The sequence below is a fragment of the Actinomadura sp. 7K507 genome (genome assembly GCF_004348425.1).
In the GTDB taxonomy this organism is placed as follows: domain Bacteria; phylum Actinomycetota; class Actinomycetes; order Streptosporangiales; family Streptosporangiaceae; genus Spirillospora.
In genome coordinates this window covers 21,006-39,831 of the sequence record NZ_SMKK01000071.1, presented here as the reverse complement: position 1 = coordinate 39,831, position 18,826 = coordinate 21,006, and the positions used below count along the sequence as shown (strand labels likewise).

Below are 18,826 nucleotides of genomic sequence, written 5' to 3'. Positions count from 1 at the left end.
GTGTCGGGGGGTGTCATTAAGATCGGTGCCGTTTTGTTGGGGTCGGCGTTACCACGGGGGAACACAGGTGATCATTGACGGGCGGTTTCGCGGGCCGGAGGGGTCCGGGAACGGCGGGTATGTTGCGGGGTGCCTCGCGGGGCGGGTGCCGATCGACACGGTGACGGTGACGCTGCGGCGGCCGCCGCCGCTGGACACCGAGCTGACCGTGACGGCGGAGGACGAGCGCGGCCGCAGCGCGCGGCTCTGGCACGGCGAGCTGCTGATCGCCGAGGCGCTCGCGGGGGCGATCGTGGTGCCGCCGATCGTTCCCGTCCCGTTCGAGCGGGCGCTGGAGGCCGCGGAGAAGTACCGGGCGGCGGAGAGCCACCCGTTCCCCGGCTGCTTCGTGTGCGGTCCGGAACGGGAGCCGGGCGACGGGCTGCGGCTCGAACCGGGGCCGGTCACCGACGACATCGTCGCCGCGCCGTGGGTGCCGGAGCAGGTGCCCGAGCGGGAGCTGGTGTGGGCCGCGCTCGACTGCCCCGGCGGGTGGTCGTTCGACGTGGGGGAGCGTCCCGCCGTGCTCGGCACCATGACCGGGCAGGTGATGGACGTGCCCGAGGCCGGCGAGCGGTGCGTCGTGCTGGGGTTCGCGCGCAGCCGCGAGGGCCGCAAGATGCATGCGGCGACGGCGCTGTACGGCGCGGACGGGAGGCTGCTGGGCCGCGCGGAGCAGATCTGGATCGAGATCGACCCGGAGCGGTTCGGACGCTGACCGGCACGCCGGCGGCCGTTCCCGAAGGCCGGTGCGGCCGCCGTCCGCGCGTCAGGGGCCGGTGAAGAGCGGGTCTTCCCGGTCCGCGCCGTTGACCGGGCGGGCGTGGTTCGGAGGCGCCGCGCCGGGCATCGGCGTGTTCCCGGTGTTGGAGTTCCCCGTGTTGGAGTTCCCGGTGTTCGGGCCGGGCGGCCCCTGCGGGACGGGCGCGCCGAGCGGCATCGGGGAGCCGTTGCGCGCCGGCTGCGGCATGCCCGGCGGCGGGACGGGCGGCCGGCCCGCGGGCTGCGGTCCCGTGCCGTGCGGGTGCCCCGGGGGCGGCATCGGGGTTCCGCCGCCGGGCATCCGGCCGCCGGGCGGGACGCCGGACGACAGCGTGCTGTGCGTGAACTGGTCGATCTGGCGGCGGGCGCGGTCGGCCTCGGCGCGGGCGGCGTCGCGTTCCTCCGCGAGGGCGGTGAGGGCGGCCTGCTGCTCGGCCACCGACTGCGACAGCTGCCGGAGCTGGACCGCCTGGTCGCCGACCTTGGCGGTGAGCTCGTCACGCTCGGCCGTCGCGGCCTGGGCCTGCGCCTGCGCCGCGTCGCGCTCCTTGGCGGCCTCGTCCGCACGCGCGGCGGCGCGCACGACCTCGGCCTCCGCCTCGGACTGGGCGCGCTGCGCGGTGGCGCGTTCGGCCTCGGCCTTGCTGGCGGCCTGCATGGCGCGCTGCCGCTGCGCCTCGGTGTCGCGCATGGCGGTGCGGAGGTCCTCGGCGCCCTGCTTGGCGACGGCGCCCTCGACGCGCTGGGACTCGGCGGCGCTCTCGGCCTCGGCCAACTTGGCGTGCAGCGCCACCAGCTCCGCGCGGGCGTTCTCCAGCGCGGCGAGCAGCTCGGTCTCGCGGGCCGCGACGCGGTCGCGTTCGCTCTCGGCGGCCAGCTTCGCGGTCATCGACTGCTGCGCGACCTGGTGGGCCTCCTCCCACGCCTGCTGCGCGGCGTCGCGCTTGGCGGTGGCGACCTTGGCCTCCTCGCGGGCGCCGGACGCCTCCCGCTCGGCGGTCTCGGCGCGCTGCCGGGCGGTCGTCGACTCCTGCCACGCCTCCTCGGCCCGGCGCTGGGACGCGTCGCGCTCGCTCTGCGCGACGGCGAGCTCGCGGGCGGCCTCGGCCCGCACCTCGGCGACGCGCCGCTCGACGCCGGCGACGCTCAGCTCGGACGTCAGCGAGTCGGCGAGCACGTCGGCGGCCTTCTCCAGCCGCTCGACCATCTCCCACGCCGAGGCGACCTGCCCGGTGAGGCCCGGCGCGTCCCGGCCGCGCTCGCGGCGGTCGCGTGACTCGCGGGCGCAGGCGCCTTCGTTGTCCTGGCAGTGGCGGACGGAGCGGACGGCGCCCACGGGCTGCGGGACGGGACGCCCGCAGTTGGCGCACGGCCACACCGTGACCGGGTCGCCGATCCGGGCGACCGCCGTCTCGGCGGCACCCCCGTCCCCCGCGCCTTCGGAGACCGCGCCCCCCGGGGGAGCCGCGGCCAGCCCCTCGCGGCCGCTATTGTCGCGCTCTTCGCTGTTAGGCATGGAATGAACCTTACGCACTGATCCCCGTTGCTGCAGTGACTTGGGTGGTAGTTGTGGGGGTGCCCACGTGCCGGTCAGCGGGCGAAGCGGTCGGTCGCCTCGATGAGGCGGTGCCGGGTGCCGGGTTCGGAGCCGCCGTGGCCGGCGTCCTCCACGATGTGGAACTCCGCTTCGGGCCAGGCGCGATGAAGATCCCACGCCTGGCCTGGCGGAGTCTTCATGTCGTAGCGGCCGTTCACGATCACGGCGGGGATGTGCCGGATGCGGCCGACGCCCGCGAGCAGCCCCTCGTCGGGGAGGAAGCCGCCACGGGAGATGTAATGGTGCGTGATCCGGGCGAACGCCAGGACGATGGATTCGCCCAGGTCCGGCGGCGGTACGGGCAGGAGCGTGTTGGCGGCGATTTCCCAGCCGATCCACGCCCTGGCAGCCGGGAGGTGGACGGCCGGGTCCGGGTCGCCGATGCGGCGGCCGTACGCGGCGAGCAGGTCGTCCTGCTCCGCGGGCGGGATCGCGTCGCGGAACTCCGCCCACTCGGCGGGGAAGATGTGCGCCGCGCCCGTCGGGGTGAACGCCCACGCCTCGTCGGGCGGGCGGACCAGGTACACGCCGCGCAGCACCATCTCGGAAACGCGGTCCGGGTGCGCCTGAGCGTAGGCGAGGGCGAGGGTGCTCCCCCAGCTCCCGCCGAACACGAGCCACCGGCCGACGGACAGGTGCTCGCGCAGCCGTTCCATGTCGGCCACCAGGTGGGGCGTGGTGTTGTGCTCCAGCGACACTTCCGGGTCGGCGGCGTGCGGGACGCTCTTCCCGCAGTTGCGCTGGTCGAACAGCACGATCCGGTAGGCGGACGGGTCGAAGAAGCGGCGGAAGTCGGGCAGCAGCCCGCCGCCGGGGCCGCCGTGCAGGAACACCGCGGGCTTGCCGTCCGGGTTCCCGCAGGTCTCCCAGTAGATCCGGTTGCCGTCGCCGACGTCGAGCAGCCCGGAGGCGTACGGCTCGACCGGCGGATAGAACTCCCGCAATGCCATGCGATCAGACATACCCGATGGACGATCATGCTTCGTACGCGCCTATCATCCCCCGGATGACGGAACTCAGGTGCACGCTGTGCGGGAGCACGAAACTTCAGCAGGGGTTCGTCGAGGACTCCGGCCAGTCCGCCAAGGGGTTCGCCCGCTGGGTCTCCGGCCCGCTGGAGCGGGGGCTCCTCGGGGGCGCGAAGCTGTTCGGGCGGCCGCGGCTGGAGGTGCACGCGTTCCGGTGCACCCAGTGCACCCACCTGGAGCTGTTCGCCTACGACGCGAACTGACTCAGAGCTGGGCGATGGCCTTGCGGACGCGCTTGTCGGAGACCGGGAAGCGCGTCCCCAGCTGCTGGGCGAAGAGGCTGACCCGCAGCTCCTCCAGCATCCAGCGGATCTGCCGCGCGGGCTCCTCCTCCCGGCGGGCCGGGTGCAGGCGGCGGAGCGCCGCGTCGTACTCCTGTGCCAGGACGTCGACCTGCTGCGCGAGCATCCGGTCACGGCCGGGGTTCTCGGGCAGCTTGTCCAGCCTGATCTGCAGGGCGCGCAGGTAGCGGGGCAGGTCGGGCAGCCGTGCGCATCCGGTCGCCGTGACGAACCCGGGGTGGATCAGCGCCGTGAGGTTCGCGCGGATGCCGGTCAGGGCCGGGACGAGCGCGAGGCTCGTGGTGCCGCGCAGGCGCCGGTCGACCTCGTGCGACTCGGCCAGGACGCGCTCCACCAGGCCGACGACCTGCTCGGTCGCGCCGTGCAGGTCGGCGCGGACGCGGTCGTACAGCGCGCGGAAGCCGTCCTCGTCCCAGGCGGGGCCGCCGGCCTCGGCGATGAGCCGGTCGGCGGCGGCGGTGACGCAGTCGTCGAAGAGCGCGGCGACGGAGCCGTGCGGGTTGTGGCTGAGCGCGAGCTTGCCCTTGTTGGTGAGGCGGCCCTGGATGAGCTTCACGGGTGACGGCGCGTTCAGCAGGACGAGGCGGCGCGTGCCCAGCCACATGGCGCGGCGCTGCTCCGCCTCGGTCTCGTACATGCGGACGGCGACGCTCTCGCCTTCGTCGGTGAGCGCCGGATACGCCTTGACGTCGTAGCCCGCCTGGTTGCGCTCGTAGGTGCGGGGCAGCTCCCCGATCGTCCACTCGGTGAGGCCGGTGCGCTCGATGGTGGAAGCCGCCCTGGACAGCGTCCCGCGCACCTTGCCCGCGAGGCGGCGTTTCAGCTCGTCCAGGTCGGTGCCCTCGCCGAGGGTGCGGCCCTTGTCGTCGACGACGCGGAACGTGAGGTGCAGGTGGGAGGGCAGCCGGGACGCGTCCCACGCCTCCCGCGCGACGGGCACGCTCGTCATCGCGGTCAGCTCGCGTTCCAGGGCGTCCAGGAGCGGCTCGGTGCGCGGCGCGACGCGGCCGAGGATCTTGCGGGCGTAGTCGGGCGCCGGGACGAAGTTGACCCGCAGCTGCTTGGGCAGCGACCGGATCAGCTCGGTGATCAGCTCGGCGCGCAGGCCGGGGACCTGCCATTCGAACCCGTCCGGGCGGACCTGGTTCAGTACCTGGACGGGAACGTGCACGGTCACCCCGTCGGCGTCGGCGCCGGGCTCGAACTGGTAGGTGAGGCGCAGGCGCAGCGGGCCCTGCTTCCACACGTCCGGGTAGTCGGCCTCGCTGACGCCGCCGGCCGTCTCGTTGATGAGCATCGACTTCTCGAAGCCGAGCAGGTCGGAATCGGAGTGGCGCGCCTTCTTCCACCAGGAGTCGAAGTGCCGCCCGGAGACGACGTCCTCCGGGATCCGCTCGTCGTAGAAGTCGAAGAGGGTCTCGTCGTCGACGAGGATGTCGCGGCGCCGGGCGCGGTGCTCCAGTTCCTCCACCTCGTCCAGCAGGGCGCGGTTGTCGTGGAAGAACCGGTGGTGGGTCTCCCAGTCGCCTTCGACGAGTGCGTGCCGGATGAACAGCTCGCGGGACAGGGCGGGGTCGATGCGGCCGTAGTTGACGCGGCGGTCGGCGACGATCGGCACCCCGTACAGCGTGACCTTCTCGCGCGCCATGACGGCGGCCTGCTTCTTCGACCAGTGCGGCTCGCTGTAGTTGCGTTTGACCAGGTGCTCCGCGAGCGGCTCGATCCACTCGGGCTCGATCCTGGCGTTGACGCGGCCCCAGAGCCGGGTCGTCTCGACAAGCTCGGCCGACATCACCCAGCGCGGCGGCTTCTTGAACAGCGACGACCCCGGGAACACGGCGAACTTCGCGCCGCGGGCTCCGGTGTACTCCTGGCCGCGGCGCTGCTTGTTGTCCTTCTTGTCGGTGTCGGCGAGCCCGATGTGCGAGAGGAGGCCCGCGAGCAGCGAGACGTGGATGCGGTCGGGCGGCGCGTCGGAGGTGTTGAGCGTGACGCCGAGGGCCTTGGCGACCTGTTTGAGCTGGCCGTGCAGGTCCTGCCATTCACGGATGCGCAGGAAGTGCAGGAACTCGCTCTTGCACATGCGGCGGAACGCGCTGCCCGACAGCTCCCGCTGCTGCTCGCGCAGGTGGTTCCACAGGTTCAGGTACGCCAGGAAGTCGGAGGTGGGGTCGGCGAAACGGCGGTGGCGCTCGTCGGCGGCCTGCTGCTGCTCGGCGGGACGTTCGCGCGGGTCCTGGATCGACAGCGCCGCCGCGATGACCAGCACCTCGCGGACGCAGCCGTTCCTGTCGGCCTCCAGGACCATGCGGGCCAGGCGCGGGTCGACGGGGAGCTGGGCGAGGCGCCGGCCGAGCGGGGTGAGCCGCTTGCGGGGGTCCTTCTCGGACGGGTCGATGGCGCCCAGCTCGTGGAGCAGGTCGACGCCGGCCTTGACGTTGCGGCGGTCCGGCGGCTCCACGAACGGGAACGCGGCGATGTCGCCGAGGCCCAGGGCCGTCATCTGCAGGATGACCGACGCGAGGTTCGTGCGCAGGATCTCCGGGTCGGTGAACTCCGGGCGGGACTCGAAGTCCTCCTCCGAGTAGAGCCGGATGCACACGCCCTCGGACACGCGGCCGCAGCGTCCCTTGCGCTGGTTCGCCGACGCCTGCGAGACCGGCTCGATCGGGAGCCGCTGCACCTTCAGGCGGTGGCTGTAGCGGGATATCCGCGCCGTGCCGGGGTCCACGACGTACTTGATGCCGGGGACGGTCAGCGACGTCTCGGCGACGTTCGTCGCCAGGACCACGCGCCGCCCGCGATGCCGCTGGAACACCCGGTGCTGCTCCGCCGAGGACAGCCGCGCGTACAGCGGCAGGACCTCGGTGGTCCCGCGTTGCCGGGTGAAGTGCTTGGTCAGGGCGTCGGCGGTGTCGCGGATCTCGCGTTCGCCGCTGAGGAAGACCAGTACGTCGCCGGGGGCCTCGCGGCCCAGCTCGTCCACCGCGTCCACGATCGCCTGGATCTGGTCCCGGTCGGGGTCGGCGGACGGGTCGTCGGGGTCGGTGACCGGCCGGTACCGGACCTCCACCGGGTACGTGCGCCCCGACACCTCGACGATCGGCGCCCCTGCGCCGTGCCCGTCGGGGGACGGTCCCCCGAATCCCCGGAAATGCTCGGAGAACCGCTCGGGGTCGATCGTCGCCGAGGTGATGATCACCTTGAGATCGGGGCGCTTCGGCAGGATCTCCCTGATGTAGCCGAGCAGGAAGTCGATGTTCAGGCTGCGCTCGTGCGCCTCGTCGATGATCAGCGTGTCGTACTGGCGGAGCAGCCGGTCGGCCTGGATCTCGGCGAGCAGGATGCCGTCGGTCATCAGCTTGACGAGCGTGTCGTCGCTGGAGCGGTCCGTGAAGCGGACCTTGTAGCCGACGGTCTCGCCGAGCTCGGTGCCGAGCTCCTCGGCGATGCGGTCGCCGACCGTGCGGGCGGCCAGCCGCCGCGGCTGGGTGTGGCCGATCGAGCCGAGCACGCCCCGGCCCAGCTCAAGGCAGATCTTGGGGATCTGGGTGGTCTTGCCGGAGCCCGTCTCGCCCGCCACGATCACGACCTGGTGATCGCGGATCGCGGCGAGGATGTCGTCCTTCTTCTGCGAGACCGGAAGCTGCGCCGGATAGGTGATCGCGGGCACGGCGCGGCGCCGCCGCTCCACCCGCCGCTCCGCGGCCTCGATGTCGGCGGCGATCTCCCCGGCGGCCTTGGCGCGCCGCCCGGCGTCGCGCGTCTTCTGCGCGCCGTCGATCCGGCGGCGCAGCCGGTGCTGGTCGCGCAGCATCAGCTCGGGCAGGCGCGCACGCAGGTCGGCGAGCGGCGATCTCACAGGCGTCCTCATAACCGTTGACCAGGATAGGCCGCGGGCGTCGCGCCCCCGCCCCCGCGGGGCTCACCGGGCGCCGCCATCGCGAACCACAGCACGGTAGCCGGACGGCGCCCGCCGGGGCGATCGGTTTTCCGGCGGCGGCCCCGGCCACAACGCGTCCACGGGCGACGGCATTCCCACGTCCCGGACCAGCGCGGTCCGCATCGGTCAATCGGCTATGGGGCCGGCACGCCGGCGGCCGGCCCCCGCCGCATCAGGAGGCGCCGTAGACCGGTTCCGGCGCGGGGGCCTCGGCGAGGAGGCCCTTGACGACGCCGCCGATCTCGGCGGGATCCCAGCGGGCGCCCTTGTCGGCGGCGGGGCCGTGCCGGAAGGCGTCCATCACGCAGATCTTGCCGCCCTCGGTCTCGAAGACCCGGCCGGTCACGTCCCGCGACTCCGCCGAGCCGAGCCACGCGACGAGCGGGGAGACGTTCTCCGGCGCCATGGCGTCGAACTCGCCCTCCGCGGGGGCGGCCATCGTCTGCGCGAAGACCTCCTCGGTCATCCGGGTCCGGGCGGCGGGCGCGATCGCGTTGACGTTCACCCCGTACCGGCCGAGTTCGGCGGACGCGACGAGCGTGAGGCCGACGATGCCGGCCTTGGCGGCGGAGTAGTTGCCCTGCCCGACGCTGCCGAGCAGCCCCGCGCCGGAGGAGGTGTTGACGATCCTCGCGTCCACCGGGCGGCCCGCCTTGCTCTCGGCGCGCCAGTACTGCCCGGCGTGCTTGAGCGGCAGGAAGTGGCCCTTGAGGTGGACGCGCATGACGGCGTCCCACTCGTCCTCGGCCAGGTTGATCAGCATGCGGTCGCGCAGGAACCCGGCGTTGTTGACGAGCGTGTCCAGCCGCCCGAACGTGCCGGTCGCGGTGGCGATCAGCGCGGCGGCGCCGTCGTCGGTGGCGATGTCGTCGGTGCTGGCCACGGCCTGCCCGCCGAGCGCCTCGATCTCCCGGACGACCTCCTGCGCCGGGCCCTCGGCGGCGTCGCCGGTGCCGTCCCGCGCGACGCCCAGGTCGTTCACGACGACGAGGGCGCCCTGGCGGGCGAACTCCAGCGCGTGCGCGCGGCCGAGCCCGCGTCCGGCCCCGGTGACTGCGACGACGCGGTCCTTGCAGATCATCGTGACTCCTTCTCGTTGGCGTCCTTGTTCACGGTGGCGGCGTCCAGGAAGGCGGGGCGCTCTCCCCCGCCGTGCAGCAGCATCTCCGTGCCGGTGACGTAGGCGGCCAGGTCCGAGGCGAGGTAGACGCAGGCGCCGCCGACCTCGTAGGGGGTGCCGAGGCGGCCCATGGGGACGGTGCGGCCGATCGCCTCGATCCCCTCCTCGTCGCCGTAGTGCAGGTGCGCGGTCTCGGTCCGGATCATGCCGAGGATGAGCGTGTTGACCCGGACGTGCGGCGCCCACTCGACGGCCAGGGACCGCGTCAGGCTGTGCAGGCCGGCCTTCGCGGCGCCGTAGGCGGAGGTGCCGGGCGAGGGGCGCACGCCGCTCACGCTGCCGATGTTGACGACCGAGCCGCCGCCCGTCTCCAGCATCCGGGGCTGCAGCACCCTCGACATGATCAGCGCCGAGGTCAGATTGAGTTCGATGATCTTGACGTGGGTGCGCAGTGCGCCTTCGGTGAGCGGCAGGAACGGCCCGCCGCCCGCGTTGTTGACGAGCACGTCCACGCGGTCCAGGCCGTCGGCGAACGCCTGCGCGGCGTCCGGGTCCCGGGCGTCCAGCGAGGCGAACCTCGCGGTCCGGCCGCCCGCCTCGGGCAGCGACTCCGGATCGCGCCGGGCGACCGCGACCACGTCGGCGCCCGCCTCCAGGAACGCGCGGCTGATCCCGGCGCCGACACCGCGCACGCCCCCGGTGACCACGGCGGTCTTGCCCTCCAGATCGAGCGTCAGTGCCATCCCGCCTCCTCTGTGCGCTCTGCTACCTTCTGTTCTAACAAATGTTTGGTGGAAAGGTAGCGCATGGGAGTCTCCACCACGACCCTGGACGGGGTCGCCGAGATCGTCGTGAACGCGCCGCCGGTCAACGCCCTGACCGTCGCGGGCTGGTACGAACTGGCCGACGCGGTCCTCGCGGCGGGCCGCGACCCGCAGGTCGGCGCCGTCCTGCTCCGGGCCGAGGGCCGGGGGTTCAACGCGGGCGTCGACATCAAGGAGATGCAGCAGACCGAGGGCCACGCCGCGCTGGTCGGGGCCAACCGCGGCTGCTACGCGGCGTTCGCGGCCGTCTACGACTGCGAGGTCCCGGTCGTCGCCGCCGTCCACGGCTTCTGCCTCGGCGGCGGCGTCGGCCTGGCGGGCAACGCCGACATCGTCGTCGCCTCGCAGGACGCCTACTTCGGCCTGCCCGAGGTCGACCGGGGAGCGCTCGGCGCCGCCACCCACCTGGCGCGGCTCGTCCCGCAGCACCTGATGCGCGCGATGGTCTACACGTGCCGCAACGTCACGGCGGACGAGCTGCACCACCACGGCTCGGTGCTGGAGGTCGTCCCGGCGGACGAGCTGCGCGGCAAGGCCATGGAGGTCGCCGCGAACATCGCCGCCAAGGACCGGTACGTCATCCGGCGCGCCAAGGAGTCGCTGAACGGCATCGATCCGATCGACGTGAAGCGCAGCTACCGCTACGAGCAGGGCTTCACGTTCGAACTCAACCTGGTCGGCGCGGGCGACGAGCACCGCGACGCCTTCGTCGCCAAGGGGGCGAAATGAGCAAGGTGCTCTCCGTCGAGGAGGTCGCCGGGTCGCTGGAGAGCGGCATGACGGTCGGGATCGGCGGCTGGGGCTCGCGGCGCAAGCCGATGGCGCTCGTCCGGGCCGTCCTCCGCTCCCCCGCCACCGACCTCACCGTGGTGACCTACGGCGGCCCGGACGTGGGGCTGCTGTGCGCGGCGGGCAAGGTCCGGCGCCTGGTCACCGCGTTCGTGACGATGGACTCGGTTCCGCTGGAGCCGCACTTCCGGCAGGCGCGGGAGTCCGGGACGATCGAGCTGACCGAGTACGACGAGGGCATGTTCATGTTCGGGCTGCAGGCGGCGGCGCACCGGCTGCCGTTCCTGCCCACCCCCGCCGGGCTCGGCTCGGACGTCCTGCGGGTCAACCCCGAGCTGAAGACGATCCGGTCGCCGTACGAGGACGGCCAGGAGCTCGTCGCGGTCCCGGCCCTGACGATGGACGTGGCGCTCGTCCACATGAACCGCGCCGACGCCCGCGGCAACGCCCAGTACCTCGGCCCCGACCCGTACATGGACGACCTGTTCGCCAAGGCCGCGGACCGCACCTACGTGTCGTGCGAGCGGCTCGTCGACACCGCCGACTTCGCCAAGGAGGGCCCGATGCAGTCCCTCCTGATCAGCCGGTCGCAGGTGACGGGCGTGGTGGAGACGCCGAACGGGGCGCACTTCACCGACTGCGCGCCCGACCACGGACGGGACGAGGCGTTCCAGAAGTTCTACGCGCAGTCGGCGGCCGATCCGGACAAGTGGGCGGCGTTCCAGGACCGCTTCCTGGCCGGTGACGAGGCCGCCTACCAGGACGCCGTCCGGGTCTGGCAGGAGGAATCCCGATGAGCACCACCCCAAGAGACACCACGGGCACGATCACCCGCGCCGAGGTCTGCGCGACCGCGTGCGCGGACCTTTTCCGGGGCGACGGCGAGATCGTCGCGGCGGCGGTGGCCGGGTTCGTGCCGATGCTGGGGTCGCGGCTGGCGCGGGCGACGTTCGAGCCCGACCTGCTGACCACCGACGGCGGTCCCGCGCTGAGCGCCGAACCCGTCCCGCTCGGGGCATCGGCGGCGACGGCCGAGGGCTGGCTGCCGTTCCGCGACCACCTGTGGCTCGTCCTGAACGGGCGGCGGCACGTGGTGATGGGGCCGAGCCAGATCGACGCGCACGGCAACACCAACATCTCGTGCATCGGTGACTGGGAGCGCCCGGCGCGGCAGCTGCTCGGCGTGCGCGGCGGGCCCGGCAACACGCTGCTGAACACGACGAGCTACTGGGTGCCGAAGCATTCCGCGCGGGTGTTCACCGGGAAGGTCGACATGGTGAGCGGCGTCGGCTGGGACCGGGGCGCGCACGAGATCCGCGCCGTGGTGAGCAACCTCGCGGTGCTCGACTTCGCCGCCCCGGACCGGCGGATGCGGCTCCGCTCGGTGCACCCCGGCGTCTCCGTCGACGACGTGGTGGCCGCCACGGGCTTCGAGCTGGCCGTCCCGGACGAGGTGCCGGAGACACGCCTGCCGGACGAGGAGGAGCTGCGCGTCATGCGCGAGGTACTCGACCCCAAGGGCCTGCGCGAGAGGGAAGTCCCCGCATGACCGGGCAGGTGCTCGACACCCCGCTGACGCGGCTGACCGGCGTGCGGCACCCCATCGTCCAGACGGGCATGGGGTGGGTGGCCGGGCCGCGGCTCGTCACGGCCGTCGCGAACGCCGGCGGCCTCGGGATCCTGGCGTCGGCGACGATGACGCTCGACCAGCTCGCCGGCGCGATCCACGAGGTGAAGGACAGCACGGACGCGCCGTTCGGCGTCAACCTGCGCGCCGACGCCGGCGACGCGGGAGACCGCATCGACCTCCTGATCAAGGAGGGCGTGCGGGTCGCCTCGTTCGCGCTCGCGCCGAGGCAGGAGCTGATCGCCAAGCTGAAGGACGCCGGGCTCGTGGTGATCCCGTCGGTCGGCGCGCGGCGGCACGCGGAGAAGGTCGCGGGCTGGGGCGCCGACGCCGTCCTGGTGCAGGGCGGCGAGGGCGGCGGGCACACCGGGCCCGTCGCCACGACGCTGCTGCTGCCGCAGGTCGTGGACGCGGTGGACATCCCGGTGATCGCCGCCGGCGGCTTCTTCGACGGACGGGGCCTCGCCGCCGCGCTGGCCTACGGGGCGGCGGGCGTCGCGATGGGCACCCGGTTCCTGCTGACGTCCGACAGCTCGGTGCCGGACGCGGTCAAGCGGGTGTACCTCGAGACCGGCGAGACGGTGGTGACCCGCCAGGTCGACGGGATGCCGCACCGGGTGCTGCGCAGCGATCTGGTCGACACCCTGGAGAACTCCGGCCGGGCCGGCGGGCTCGTGCGGGCACTGCGCAACGGCGCCCGGTTCAAGAAGCTGTCCGGGATGACATGGCGCGAGATGCTCGCCGACGGGAAGGCGATGAAGCACGGCAAGGACCTGTCGTGGTCGCAGGTCCTCATGGCCGCGAACACGCCGATGCTGCTGAAGGCGGCGATGGTGGACGGCCGCCCCGACCTCGGCGTGATGGCGTCCGGGCAGGTCGTCGGCGTCATCGACGACCTGCCCACCTGCGCCGAGCTGATCGCCGGGATCATGAAGCAGGCGGCGGAGGCGATCACCGCGCAGGGGTCGCACCTGACCCGCGCCCCGGAGTGATCCGGGGGCGGCGGGCGGCGGGTCAGGAGACGCGGCCGACCGCGCCCAGGTAGGTGGCCCTGGAGAAGTCGAAGTCCCCGTCACCGCCGGGCTGCCAGTCCTCGACGGGCGCCAGGCCCGGCGGCAGCAGCTCGGTGCCGTCGAGTATCGAGCGGATCTGCGCGCGGCTGCGGAACGTGAAGTTGCCCGGGGAGGTCCGGCTGTAGAGGCCGTCGACCTCCGCCAGCTCGTCGTCGTGTCCCTCTCCCGGGAAGACGTGCGAGATGACGATGTGGCTGCCGGAAGGCAGGCTCCCACGCAGCCGGCCGACGATCCGCGCGATCTCCTCGTCGTCGGAGACGAACTGCAGGATGGCGCACATGATCAGGGCGACGGGCCGGTCGAAGTCGATCCGTGCGCGCAGCGCGGGGTCGGCGAGCAGCGCGTCCGGGTCCCGGAGATCGCCCTCCAGGACCACGGTCCGCGGGTTGTCGGCGAGCAGCGCCCGCGCGTGGACGAGCACGATCGGGTCGTTGTCGACGTAGACGACCTGCGCGTCGGGGGCCTCGCGCAGAACGACCTGGTGCACGTTCTCCTGGGTGGGCAGGCCGGTACCGATGTCGATGAACTGCCGGACGCCCATCCCGGCCAGCATTCCCGCGGCGCGGCCGAGGAACGCGCGGTTGGCGCGGGCCGCCAGCCGGACGTCGTTGCCGACCTCCCGGCTGATGGCGATGACCTTCTCCGCGGCCTCCCGGTCGGAGACGTAATTGTCCTTGCCGCCCAGGTAGTAGTCGTACATCCGCGCGACGCTCGGAACGTTCGGGTCGATGCCCGCGGGCACCTGCTCTTCAGTGCTCACCTGTCCACCTTTTCTGTTCAGGAAAGCCAACCACAGCAAGGCACCCGTTTCGGTTACATTTTGGATCATGAAGCAGGCGGCGTCGGGCCCGCGCGGCAGCGCCGCCGACTCCCGCGGATCACCTGATCAGGGCAGACGACGGCGGGCCCGCCGCACGGTCCCGGCGATGTGAGCGAAGTCACCGGGCGGCGGCGCACGTCAGTAGCGTCCGCCGACGGGCGCCGGTACGCCGTCCAGTTCGGCCAGGTCGGCCCCGGTGAGGTCCAGCCCGGCGGCGCCCGCGTTGTCGCGCAGGTAGCGCCGCTTCTTGGTGCCGGGGATCGGGATGACGTGCTCGCCCTGCGCCAGCGTCCAGGCGATGGCGACCTGTGCCGGGGTGGCGCCATGCCGCTCCGCCACCGCCTTGACGACGTCGACGATGCGCAGGTTGGCCTTCAGCGCGTCCTGCTGGAAGCGCGGGTTGCCGCCCCTGAAGTCGGTGTCCTCGAACTCGGCGGAGGTGACCGTCCCGGTGAGGAAGCCCCGGCCGAGCGGCGAGAACGGCACGAACGCGGCGCCGTTGGCGGCGCACCAGCCGACGACGTCCCCCGGCCCCTGCCCGCCGGAGGCGTCGCCGGGGAGGGCGCCGGCGGACCCGCCGTGCGCGCCCGTCGCGTCACGGGTCCACAGCGACAGCTCCGACTGGACGGCCGCCACCGGGTGGATCGCGTGCGCCTCGCTGGCCTGCGCGACGCTGACCTCCGACAGGCCGAGCCTCCGGACCTTGCCTTCGGCGACCAGTTCGGCCATCGCGCCCCACGTGTCGGCCAGCGCCACGTCCGGGTCGACCCGGTGCAGGTAGTACAGGTCGATCACGTCCGTGCCGAGGCGGCGCAGGCTGTCCTCGGCGGACGCCCTGGCGTGCTCGGGCGTGCCCCGCCGGACGATCTTCCCGGTCGCCGCGCTCTCCACGACCAGGCCAGTCTTGGTGGCCACGACCGCCTCGTCCCGGCGTCCCGCGAGCGCCCGGCCGACGAGCGTCTCGTTGTGGCCGTCGCCGTACGGCTGGGCGGTGTCCAGGAACGTGACCCCGAGGTCGAGGGCCTCGCGGATCAGCGCGACCGACGCCGCGTCGTCCCGTTCCGACTCGGTGTAGGCCCAGCTCATCCCCATGCAGCCGAGCCCGACCGCACCGACCGGCGTTCCCGCGAACTCACGCGTCCTCATGTTCTGCCTTCTTCCGGGGTGTGCTCTCAGGCCTGTGCCGTGGTCAGGCGGGAGGGTTCGGCGACGGCCGCGACGAGGCCGCCGTCCACGACGAGATCCTGGCCGTTGACGTAGCCGGCGTCCGCCGAGGCGAGGAACGCGACCGCGCCCGCCACCTCCTCGGACGTGCCGATCCGGCCGGACGCCACCTGGGCGCGGATCGCGTCCGCCTCCTCCTCCGGTACCGCGCCGCGGTACATCGGCGTGTCGATGTAGCCGGGGCTGACCGAGTTGACGCGGATTCCCGTCGGGCCGAGTTCGGCGGCGAGGGTGCGGGTGAGGCTCTGCACGGCGGCCTTCGTCGCCGAGTACACCGAGCCGACCGGCAGGCCGCGGTGGGTCGTCCACGACGCGTTGATGACGATCGCGGCATCGGCCGCCAGCAGCGGCAGCGCCTTCTGGACGGTGAAGAAGACGCCCTTGAAGTTGACGTCGACGGCGTTGTCGAAGCCCGCCTCGGTCATCTCCGCGACCGGGCCGAACACGGCGATCCCGGCGTTGGCGAAGACCACGTCCAGCCGGCCGTGCCGCTGCCGGACGGTGTCCATCAGCGCCTCCAGGTCCGGGAGGCTCGCAGCGTCGGCGCGGACCGCGAGGATCCGGTCGCCGCCGTCCAGTTCCTTGGCCGCCGCGTCGAGCCGCGCCGTGTCGCGTCCGGTGATGACGACCGACGCGCCCTCGTCCAGCAGCCGCCGGGCGGTGGCCAGGCCCATCCCGCTCGTCCCGCCTGTGATCAGCGCGACCTTGCCGGCGAAGCGTGAGTTCTGTGTCATGCGGACGATCGTCGCGCCCCTCCCGGCCGGGCGGCAGAGTCCGCTTATCGTGGGTCTGCCACCACCACCCTGGCGGGTCAGCCGGCGGCCGCCAGGCCGCGCCGGGCCGTGAGGCGTTCGAGGCGCTCCCGTGTGTCCGTCCCCGGCTGCGGGTTGTAGAGGACGAGGTCCTGGCCGGGACGGTCGGCGAGCGGCAGCACGGTCGCCTCGAAGATCATCTCGCCGGCGTCCGGGTGCCGGACCGCCTTGACGGCCTGTGTCCGCGCGCTGACCTCGTGGCGGCCCCACAGCTCCGCGAACTCCGGGCTGACGGCCAGCAGGTCCTCGGCGATCCGGGCGAACCCGGGGTCGTCCGGATAGCGGGCGGCGTCGGCGCGGAACCGTCCCACGACGTCGGGGGCCGCCGCCTCCCAGTGCACGTGCAGGGCCCTGTAGCGGACGCTGGTGAAGAACGTGACCAGGCAGTTGTGGTCGGTGTCGCGGTACCCGAAGACCTCGCGGGCCGCGTCGTTGACCGCGATGAGGTTCCAGTGCCGCTCGCGGATGTAGGCCGGCCGCGGCGACCAGGCGTCCAGGAGCCGCTGGTGCACCGGGGTGACCGGGACGGCGGGGCCGGCCTCCGCCCGGGGCGGATTGAGGCCCGCGAGCAGGTACAGGTGCTCCCGCTCGGCGGCGTCCAGCCGGAGGGCACGGCCGATCGCGTCCAGCACGTCGCCGGACACCGTGATGTCGCGGCCCTGCTCGAGCCACGTGTACCACGAGACCCCGACGCCGGCGAGCACGGCGACCTCCTCGCGGCGCAGGCCCGGCGTCCGGCGCCGCCCGCCGGCGGGCATGCCCACGTCGGCGGGCGCCAGCCGGGCGCGGCGAGTCCGCAGGAAGTCGCGCAGTTCCTCGTGGCGGCGGCCGGGGGCCGGAGTCGGGCTTGCCATGCCGCCACGATATCCGCCGGCCCCCGGCCATCATGATCGTCCGGGCGGCGTCAGTCCCCCAGCAGGCGGCGGCCGATGATCATCTTCTGGATGTCGGCGGTGCCCTCGCCGATCAGCAGCATCGGGGCCTCGCGGTAGAGGCGCTCGATCTCGTACTCGGTGGAGTAGGCGTAGCCGCCGTGGATGCGGAACGCGCCCTCCACCACCTCCTTGCAGTACTCGCCCGCGAGGTACTTGGCCATGCCGGCCTCAAGGTCGTTGCGTTCGCCCGAGTCCTTGCGCCGCGCGGCCATCACCACCATCTGGTGCGCGGCCTCGACCTTGGTGGCCATCTCCGCGAGGCGGAACAGGACGGCCTGGTGCTCGGCGATGGGCTTGCCGAACGTCTCCCGCTGCCGCGCGTAGCCGACCGCCAGCTCGTAGGCGCGCTTGGCGACCCCGCACGCCCGCGCGGCCACGTTCACGCGGCCGACCTCGACGCCGTCCATCATCTGGTAGAAGCCGCGGCCGGGCGTCCCGCCGAGGATCTGGGCCGACGGGACGCGGTGGGAGTCGAAGAGCAGTTCGGTGGTGTCGATGCCCTTGTAGCCCATCTTCCCGATCTTGCCGGGGACGGTCAGGCCGGGGGCGACCTCGCCGAAGCCGGGGGTCTTGTCGACGAGGAACGTCGTCATGCCGCGATGGCCCGCGTCCGGGTCGGTCTTGACGAGGGTGGCGACGAGGTTGGCCGAGGCGCCGTTCGTCAGCCACATCTTCTGGCCGTCGATCACGTGGTGGTCGCCGTCCGGGACGGCGCGGGTCGTGATGGCGGAGACGTCGGAGCCGCAGCCGGGCTCCGACATCGAGAACGCGCCGCGGATCTCCCCGGTCGCCATCTTCGGCAGGTAGTGCGCCTTCTGCTCGGCGGTCCCGTGGTGGGTGATCATCCAGGCGACGATGAAGTGGGTGTTGATGATGCCGGACACGCTCATCCAGCCCCGCGCCAGCTCCTCGACCGCCAGCGCGTAGGTGAGCAGCGACTCCCCCAGCCCGCCGTGCTCCTCGCCGATCATGAGGCCGAAGAGCCCGAGATCCTTCATGCCGTCCACGATCGCCTGCGGGTACTCGTCGGCGCGCTCCAGTTCGGACGCGACCGGGAGGATCTCCTTCTCGGCGAACGCGCGCACCGTCGCGACGATCTCGCGCTGCTCGTCCGACAGCCCGTGGGTCTGCTGCAGCCTGCTCACGTAGCGTCACCCCTTCTGAAGATTTTTTATATGACCGTCACCCGGGCCGGCCGTCCCAGAAGCCCTGCGCCTCCAGGTGCACGACCAGCAGCGTGCCCGCGTGCCGGATGTGGGCGCGCATCGCCTGCCGCGCGGCGCCCGCGTCCCCGGCCCGGAGCCCGGCGAGGACGAGGTGGTGGTCGTCGACCGACGCCTGGGTCCAGCCCTGGATGCTGGAGTAGAAGCGCCGCGGCGCGTACCGCACCACCAGACGCAGCAGCCAGGCCGTCTTCGGCGAGTCGGCGCACAGGTTGACCGCCCGGTGGAACTGGTGGTTGGCGCGCTCGATGGCCTCGGAGTCCCTTGCCTCGGACGCCCGCTCCAGCAGCGCCTGCGTTTCGCCGAGCGACTCCAGTTCCGCCTCGGTGATCTTCTCGGCCGCGCGGGCGGCCAGTTCGCCGGCGAAGTACGCCTGCGCCTCGAACAGGTCCTGGACGTCCTGCCGGGTCAGCGGGGCGGGCATGAACCCGCGCCGCGGCTCCAGCGTGACGAACCCCTCGCCGCGCAGCGACAGCAGCGCCTCCCGGACGGGGGTGACGCTGATCCCGAGGTCGCCGGCGATACGTTCGAGGCGGAGGAACTCCCCGTGCCCGACCTGGCCCGACATGATGAGCTCGCGCACGTAGGCGGCCACCTCGTCGCTCAGCTGTCGGCGCCTGCCGAGGGCCTGCTCCGGTGCCACTGTCATCGTCTCCCCGTGCGCCCGCGTGGTCGTTGGTGTGTCGGCGTGGTCGTGTGATTGTCGGC

17 protein-coding genes are annotated in these 18,826 nt (G+C 72.9%); 6 read left to right on the top strand and 11 right to left on the bottom strand.

Translation table 11 applies throughout. The features are described 5' to 3' along the window. Positions 1-145: 145 nt before the first annotated feature. Positions 146-757, top strand: coding sequence for a hypothetical protein (locus tag E1285_RS17975; protein WP_347814085.1), 612 nt, complete (start codon positions 146-148; stop codon positions 755-757). 51 nt (positions 758-808) lie between these two features. On the opposite strand, the gene E1285_RS17970 is transcribed toward E1285_RS17975, so the two are convergent. Further along, positions 809-2,317, bottom strand: a complete 1,509-nt coding sequence (locus E1285_RS17970; RefSeq protein WP_243722871.1) for a chromosome segregation ATPase — start codon at positions 2,315-2,317, stop codon at positions 809-811. Positions 2,318-2,391: 74 nt separating this feature from the next. Next, positions 2,392-3,360: a prolyl aminopeptidase gene (pip, locus tag E1285_RS17965; RefSeq protein ID WP_243722870.1), complete on the bottom strand. Its 969-nt coding sequence runs from the start codon at positions 3,358-3,360 to the stop codon at positions 2,392-2,394. A 44-nt stretch (positions 3,361-3,404) separates the two neighbouring features. Here pip and E1285_RS17960 point away from each other — a divergent pair, with 44 nt between their 5' ends. Then, positions 3,405-3,629, top strand: a complete 225-nt coding sequence (locus E1285_RS17960; protein WP_132153466.1) for a hypothetical protein — start codon at positions 3,405-3,407, stop codon at positions 3,627-3,629. A 1-nt stretch (position 3,630) separates the two neighbouring features. On the opposite strand, the gene hrpA is transcribed toward E1285_RS17960, so the two are convergent. The 3 genes from hrpA to E1285_RS17945 form a co-directional block, all read right to left on the bottom strand. Further along, complete coding sequence (hrpA, locus tag E1285_RS17955; RefSeq protein WP_132153464.1) at positions 3,631-7,602, bottom strand: ATP-dependent RNA helicase HrpA; 3,972 nt, start codon at positions 7,600-7,602, stop codon at positions 3,631-3,633. A 241-nt stretch (positions 7,603-7,843) separates the two neighbouring features. Further along, a complete protein-coding gene (locus tag E1285_RS17950; protein ID WP_132153462.1) occupies positions 7,844-8,752 on the bottom strand; it encodes an SDR family oxidoreductase in 909 nt (302 codons plus the stop codon). Continuing rightward, positions 8,749-9,534 carry an SDR family oxidoreductase gene (locus E1285_RS17945; RefSeq protein WP_132153460.1) on the bottom strand — a complete coding sequence of 262 codons (786 nt, stop codon included), beginning with the start codon at positions 9,532-9,534 and terminating at the stop codon, positions 8,749-8,751. The genes E1285_RS17950 and E1285_RS17945 overlap by 4 nt, the downstream gene beginning before the upstream one ends. A gap of 63 nt (positions 9,535-9,597) precedes the next feature. Between E1285_RS17945 and E1285_RS17940 the strand changes: the two genes are divergently transcribed. From E1285_RS17940 to E1285_RS17925, 4 genes are read left to right on the top strand one after another with little or no spacing between them, the layout of a single operon-like run. Next, the gene (locus E1285_RS17940) at positions 9,598-10,344 is read left to right on the top strand and encodes an enoyl-CoA hydratase family protein (RefSeq protein WP_132153458.1); all 747 of its coding nucleotides are present in this window, start codon (positions 9,598-9,600) and stop codon (positions 10,342-10,344) included. Then, complete coding sequence (locus tag E1285_RS17935; RefSeq protein ID WP_132153456.1) at positions 10,341-11,201, top strand: CoA-transferase; 861 nt, start codon at positions 10,341-10,343, stop codon at positions 11,199-11,201. Before E1285_RS17940 ends, E1285_RS17935 begins: the two co-directional genes overlap by 4 nt. Next, on the top strand, positions 11,198-11,953 hold the full coding sequence (locus E1285_RS17930; protein ID WP_132153454.1) for a CoA-transferase: 756 nt from the start codon (positions 11,198-11,200) through the stop codon (positions 11,951-11,953). The genes E1285_RS17935 and E1285_RS17930 overlap by 4 nt, the downstream gene beginning before the upstream one ends. Beyond that, entirely contained in the window at positions 11,950-13,023 is a 1,074-nt protein-coding gene (locus tag E1285_RS17925; protein ID WP_132153452.1) for a nitronate monooxygenase, read from the top strand. The genes E1285_RS17930 and E1285_RS17925 overlap by 4 nt, the downstream gene beginning before the upstream one ends. A gap of 22 nt (positions 13,024-13,045) precedes the next feature. Here the strand turns inward: E1285_RS17925 and E1285_RS17920 are convergent, their stop codons facing one another. The 6 genes from E1285_RS17920 to E1285_RS17895 all read right to left on the bottom strand — a co-directional run bounded on the left by E1285_RS17920 (position 13,046) and on the right by E1285_RS17895 (position 18,767). Then, positions 13,046-13,864, bottom strand: a complete 819-nt coding sequence (locus E1285_RS17920) for an SAM-dependent methyltransferase (RefSeq protein ID WP_132153450.1) — start codon at positions 13,862-13,864, stop codon at positions 13,046-13,048. Between the two features lie 198 nt (positions 13,865-14,062). Then, positions 14,063-15,070, bottom strand: coding sequence for an aldo/keto reductase (locus tag E1285_RS17915; protein WP_132153448.1), 1,008 nt, complete (start codon positions 15,068-15,070; stop codon positions 14,063-14,065). Positions 15,071-15,096: 26 nt separating this feature from the next. Beyond that, on the bottom strand, positions 15,097-15,882 hold the full coding sequence (locus E1285_RS17910) for a glucose 1-dehydrogenase (RefSeq protein ID WP_132153446.1): 786 nt from the start codon (positions 15,880-15,882) through the stop codon (positions 15,097-15,099). A gap of 77 nt (positions 15,883-15,959) precedes the next feature. Continuing rightward, positions 15,960-16,814 (bottom strand): helix-turn-helix transcriptional regulator, encoded by an 855-nt coding sequence (locus E1285_RS17905; protein WP_132153444.1) that lies wholly within the window; start codon positions 16,812-16,814, stop codon positions 15,960-15,962. 50 nt (positions 16,815-16,864) lie between these two features. Next, positions 16,865-18,040 carry an acyl-CoA dehydrogenase family protein gene (locus E1285_RS17900; RefSeq protein ID WP_132153442.1) on the bottom strand — a complete coding sequence of 392 codons (1,176 nt, stop codon included), beginning with the start codon at positions 18,038-18,040 and terminating at the stop codon, positions 16,865-16,867. A gap of 37 nt (positions 18,041-18,077) precedes the next feature. Continuing rightward, a complete protein-coding gene (locus tag E1285_RS17895) occupies positions 18,078-18,767 on the bottom strand; it encodes a GntR family transcriptional regulator (RefSeq protein ID WP_132153440.1) in 690 nt (229 codons plus the stop codon). Positions 18,768-18,826 lie beyond the last annotated feature (59 nt).